At 64.0% G+C, this 3,299-nt stretch carries 3 protein-coding genes, 1 tRNA gene and 1 pseudogene; all 5 read left to right on the top strand.

Annotation, left to right across the window (positions count from 1 at the left end):
* Positions 1-126, top strand: a 126-nt coding sequence (locus AVHM3334_RS23435; RefSeq protein ID WP_284415841.1) for an integrase core domain-containing protein, incomplete at its 5' end; no start/stop codon positions are given.
* Positions 120-806 (top strand): annotated as a pseudogene (locus AVHM3334_RS23430) (tripartite tricarboxylate transporter substrate-binding protein); the annotation flags it as partial. The gene AVHM3334_RS23435 and the pseudogene AVHM3334_RS23430, both read left to right, overlap by 7 nt.
* Positions 807-895: 89 nt before the next feature.
* Positions 896-1,618, top strand: coding sequence for a hypothetical protein (locus AVHM3334_RS23425; protein WP_284415839.1), 723 nt, complete (start codon positions 896-898; stop codon positions 1,616-1,618).
* Between the two features lie 177 nt (positions 1,619-1,795).
* On the top strand, positions 1,796-2,773 hold the full coding sequence (locus tag AVHM3334_RS23420; RefSeq protein WP_284415840.1) for a GMP reductase: 978 nt from the start codon (positions 1,796-1,798) through the stop codon (positions 2,771-2,773).
* 135 nt (positions 2,774-2,908) lie between these two features.
* Positions 2,909-2,984 (top strand) — tRNA-Lys (locus AVHM3334_RS23415).
* The last annotated feature ends 315 nt before the right edge of the window (positions 2,985-3,299 follow it).

Genomic DNA, 3,299 nt, shown 5'->3' with positions numbered 1-3,299 from the left:
GAACGCACAGCATGGTTGCCTGCGTTCCTGAGCTACTACAACGCCAGGAGGCCCCACTCGGCCTTGGGCTACAGACCTCCAGCTTCCCGACTTGCCGGGTATAACCTATTGCAACTCGACACCTAGCCAACCCGCTGGTGCAGCCCAACCTGGGCTACGACCCCATCAAGAACTTCGACAACATCGCGATCCTGGGCCGCCAGCTCAACGTGCTGGTGGTGCATCCCAGCCTGCCGGTGAAGACCTTCGCCGAGTTCGTGGCCTATGCCAAGGAACGCCCGGGCAAGCTCAACTTCTGCAGCGCAGGCGCGGGCAGCATGGGCCAGTTGAATGTGGAAATGATGCAGCTCGCCGCCGGCACCCAGGCCGTGCACGTGCCTTACCGCGGCGGCTCGCCACTCATCACCGCAGTGCTGGCCAACGAGGTGCAGTTCACGCTCGACAACCTGGTCATCTTCCTGCCGCACATCCAGGCCGGCAAGCTGCGAGCCCTCGCGGTCGCAGCACCGCAGCGCCTGCCCCAGTTGCCCGACATTCCCACCTTTGCCGAGCTGGGCCAGGCGCCGCTCAACCAGACCTCGTGGACCGGCATCACCGCCCCGGCAAACACGCCGCCGGACATCGTCGCCAGGCTGCACAAGGCCATCCGCACGGCTGCCACCGAGCCTTCGATGCTGGAGAACCTGCGCGGCCGTGGCGTGATCGCGCCGGAGGACATGGCTCCGGCCGGGTTCGAAAAAATGATGGCCGAGCGCCTCGTGGCCTATGGCGACGTGGTGCGCCGCGCCAACGTCAAGCCCGAGTAGGCGCCGAGGCCGGCAGCACGCCGGCCTGTGCGGGGGCGCTTCTTGTGTGGGAACATGGCGCGCAATCACCACTGCCGCCCACGCCGACCATGCGCCCTACCAACCACCCCTCCCTGCCGGCCCTGGCCCTGCTAGCTGCACTGGGCTGCAGCCCGCTCCTGGCGCAGGCGCAGGCCTCTTGCTCCAGCGACGGCAACGCTCAGCCCGTCGCGCTGTACGAACGCTTCATCAACGCGGACTGCGAGTCCTGCTGGGCCGGCCCGCCGGCGCATGCGCCCGGCCCCACGGCCCTGGTGCTCGACTGGATCGTGCCCGGAGGCCTCGCAGACGATGCGCCGCTGTCGGCAGCCGCCACGCGCGACGCGCTGCAGCGCCTGCAAGACCTGGGCCGCAGCGTGCCCCAGTTCTCTGACACCCACACCGCCGAGGTCCAGCCCCTGCCCGGCCGTCTGCGCGTGGCCAGCGGCCTGGCGATGAATGATTACCTCGGCACCGGCATTTCCTTCAAAGCGGTGCCCGGTGCTCCGCTTCCGGCAGGCAGCTATGCCTACTCGCTGCTGCTGGTCGAAAGCGTGCCGGCCGGCACCGCGGGCACGCCGGTGGATCGCAATGTGGTTCGAAATGTGCTCCAGGGCATATGGAACGCCGGCACATCGCTATCAAAAAAGGAGCAAATCTCATGGATGGAGAACCGCTCCATGCGGACGCCCGAAGGCGCCAACCCCGACCGCCTTTTCATGGCCGGCTGGCTGCAGGATGCACAGGGCCGCATCGTCGCTGCCGCGCAGTCCCGGTGCGCCGCAGGGTCTTGAGCGGCGGGTAGAATCAGTCACCGGGCCCAAGTTTCTTGACGCCCGGTTTTTTGTGCCTGCGCACAGCAGGGTTCGGTGCCTCCCACGCGGTGGCACCCGCAGAGCCGGTCAGCAAGCCAAGCGCCCACCGTGGTGGAAATCCTTCCGCCGCGTCCTTCGATGGAGCTTGGAAATCTGATGGAAATCTTCGACTACGACAACGTCCTGCTGCTGCCGCGCAAATGCCGCGTGGAAAGCCGCTCAGAGTGCGACGCCAGCGTGACGCTGGGCCAGCGCACCTTCCGCCTGCCCGTGGTGCCGGCCAACATGAAAACGGTGGTGGATGAAAAGATCTGCCTGTGGATGGCGAAAAGCGGCTACTTCTACGTGATGCACCGCTTCGACCTCGACAACGTGCAGTTCGTGCGCGACATGCATGCCGCCGGGTGCTTCGCATCGATCTCCCTCGGGGTCAAGAAACCCGACTACGACACCGTGGACCAACTGGCGGCGGCGGGCCTCGTGCCCGAATACATCACCATCGACATCGCCCATGGCCATGCCGACACGGTGAAGAACATGATCGCCTACCTCAAGGAAAAGCTGCCGGGCGCGTTCGTCATCGCCGGCAACGTCGGCACGCCCGAAGCCATCATCGACCTGGAGAACTGGGGCGCTGACGCGACCAAGGTCGGCATCGGCCCCGGCAAGGTGTGCATTACCAAGCTCAAGACGGGCTTCGGCACGGGCGGCTGGCAGCTGTCCGCGCTCAAGTGGTGCGCGCGCGTGGCGACCCGGCCCATCATTGCGGACGGCGGCATCCGCGACCATGGCGACATCGCCAAGAGCATCCGCTTCGGCGCGACCATGGTCATGATCGGCTCGCTGTTCGCCGGGCATGAGGAATCCCCCGGCAAGACGGTGGAAGTGGACGGCGCACTGTTCAAGGAGTACTACGGCTCGGCCAGCGACTTCAACAAGGGCGAGTACAAGCACGTGGAAGGCAAGCGCATCCTCGAACCCATCAAGGGCACGCTGGCCAGCACGCTGATCGAGATGGAGCAGGACGTACAAAGCTCCATCAGCTACTCCGGTGGCCGCAAGCTCATGGATATCCGCAAGGTGAACTACGTGATCCTGGGCGGTGACAACGCGGGCGAGCATTTGCTCATGTGATGGCTGCCGAGCCCGCGCTGCCGCACGCGGCAGTGCGGTCGATGAGCGCACTTTTTTCGGTCGCGCTTGCAACCGCTACAAAAGTTGGTGCATAATCCGAGGCTCTGCAGCAATGCAGACAGCTTTTCAAAAAGTGGGTTCTTAGCTCAGTTGGTAGAGCAGCGGACTCTTAATCCGTAGGTCGAGTGTTCGAGTCACTCAGGACCCACCACTCATAAGCCTCCAAGGCAACTAAAGCCGATGCTACAAAACATAGCGTCGGCTTTTTTCATTGGTGCCGATATGTGACGCATCACATATACAGTGTTTTCGGGTGATGTGAAGCGCCTTAAAACGTGTTCACGATCTTCTGAGCAGCAGAGCGAGGAAAGCCAGATGTACGAACTGCAGGCTGGTATTGAGTCGGCCCTGCAAAATTCGCCACCCGCTTCAAGCCAATCTGAGTAAGCCAGGCTTTCCTTCTCGCGGCCTCGCGGCAAGCGCCATGGGCGGCTCGGCCAGCAGCGCGAGCAGACGCAAATAAAGG

It is taken from the genome of Acidovorax sp. SUPP3334 (assembly GCF_030159055.1).
Taxonomy (GTDB): Bacteria; Pseudomonadota; Gammaproteobacteria; order Burkholderiales; family Burkholderiaceae_C; genus Paracidovorax.
This window is presented reverse-complemented; position numbering and strand designations above follow the sequence as displayed.